Source organism: Neisseria shayeganii 871, assembly GCF_000226875.1.
Classification (GTDB): Bacteria; Pseudomonadota; Gammaproteobacteria; order Burkholderiales; family Neisseriaceae; genus Eikenella; species Eikenella shayeganii.
On record NZ_JH164926.1, the window covers coordinates 302,526 to 304,064 of the forward strand.

The 1,539-nt window shown below is 63.4% G+C and carries 2 protein-coding genes; both read right to left on the bottom strand.

Features of this window, described 5'->3' with window-relative positions:
• Nucleotides 1-87: 87 nt before the first annotated feature.
• Complete coding sequence (locus HMPREF9371_RS01365) at nucleotides 88-918, bottom strand: PHP domain-containing protein (RefSeq protein ID WP_040659926.1); 831 nt, start codon at nucleotides 916-918, stop codon at nucleotides 88-90.
• Between the two features lie 90 nt (nucleotides 919-1,008).
• Nucleotides 1,009-1,539 (bottom strand): IS630 family transposase (locus tag HMPREF9371_RS01370; RefSeq protein ID WP_009118020.1); only part of this gene is annotated, 531 nt, incomplete at its 5' end.

A 1,539-nucleotide genomic window follows, 5' to 3' on the forward strand; every position in this document is an offset into this window, starting at 1 on the left:
TACCTGAAAAGCCCGGCTCAGGCTGTGCCGATGAACAGGTTCTAAAGCGGGACTGCTGCGGTTTGGACGGGCTATTCAACGTGGCATTTAACCGAAGGCTTCCCAAACCGGACGGCAGTTGGCGGGCAGGGGCGGGCAGGCGCCGAGTATGCCGCTGCCGTAATCGCCGGTACGGTGGAAGTCGCTGCCGCAGGAGGCCAGCAGGCCGTAGCGTTCGGCCAGCAGGGCGTAGTTTAGGCGGTCGTTCAGGTTGCAGGCGCCGCTGTGTACTTCCATGGCGCGCCCGCCGCAGGCGGCGAAGGCTTCAATCAGGTGGCGTTTGGCGGTGGCGGAGAGCGGGTAGCGCATGGGGTGGGCGATCACGGCCATGCCGCCGGCTTGGGTGATGGCGCCGACGGCGGACTCGAGGCTGGCCCATTCGTGACGCATGGCGGCGCTTTTGCCGTCGCCCAGATATTTGGTGAAAGCCTGCTGTTTGTTGCGTACATGGCCTTGCGCCACCAGCCATTGCGCCAAATGGGTGCGGCTGGCCATTTCGGGATTGGCGGCCAGCGCCAAAGCACCTTCGTAGGCGCCGGTTATGCCTTTGGCGGCCAGCTTGTCGGCAATGCGGGCGAAGCGCTCGAGGCGGCCTTGGCGCAGTTGGGCGAGCAGGTTTTGCAGGCCGGGATCACGCTCGTCGAAATTGAGGCCGACAATGTGGATGGTGCGGCCGCGCCAGCTGACGGAAATTTCCACGCCGTTGATCAGCCGTAAGCCCAAACGGTCGGCTTCCTGCCGCGCTTCGGCCAAACCGCCGGTGTGGTCGTGATCGGTGAGGGCCAGCAGGGTGCAGCCGTTGGCGTGGGCGAGGCGCACCACTTCGCGCGGCGGCAGGGCGCCGTCGGAAACATGAGAATGGCAGTGCAGATCAATCATGGTGGATGATGGCAAAGGCTGAGACCTTTGCAAAAGCCCCATCTGCGGCGCATTTCTGCGTTGTGCGCTGCTCGCTAGAGCTGTTTCGATTTAATTAATTACATACCCAGCTGATCTGAAGTAATTGGCACACTCTTGAGCCGAGAACAGATCAACCAGCTGCCCCATGCGCCGCCACAGCGCACCCACCGTGCGCTCGCCCGCCCTGCGCAGCAGCGCCTTGAACTTGGCAAAAAGCTTCTCAATGGGGTTCAGATCCGGCGAGTACGGTGGCAGATAGCGAATGCCGGCGCCAACGCCTTCGATGGCTTCTCGCACGCCCGCCACTTTGTGGCTGGAGAGGTTGTCGGCAATGACGATGTCGCCAGGGCGAAGTGTCGGGCACAGAAAGGTTTTGACCCACGCCAGAAACACGGCGCCATTGATGGGGCCATCGGTCACCATGGGGGCTGTCAGCGCATCACAGCGCAAGGCGGCAATGAAGGTGCTGGTCTTCCAGTGCCCATGCGGAGCACTGGCTACGCAACGCTGCCCGCGTGGGGCCCGCCCGCGTAGCGGCGTCATGCAGGTGCTGCTCCAGGTCTCGTCCAGAAACACCAGGCGCCTGGCATCGAGCTGGTG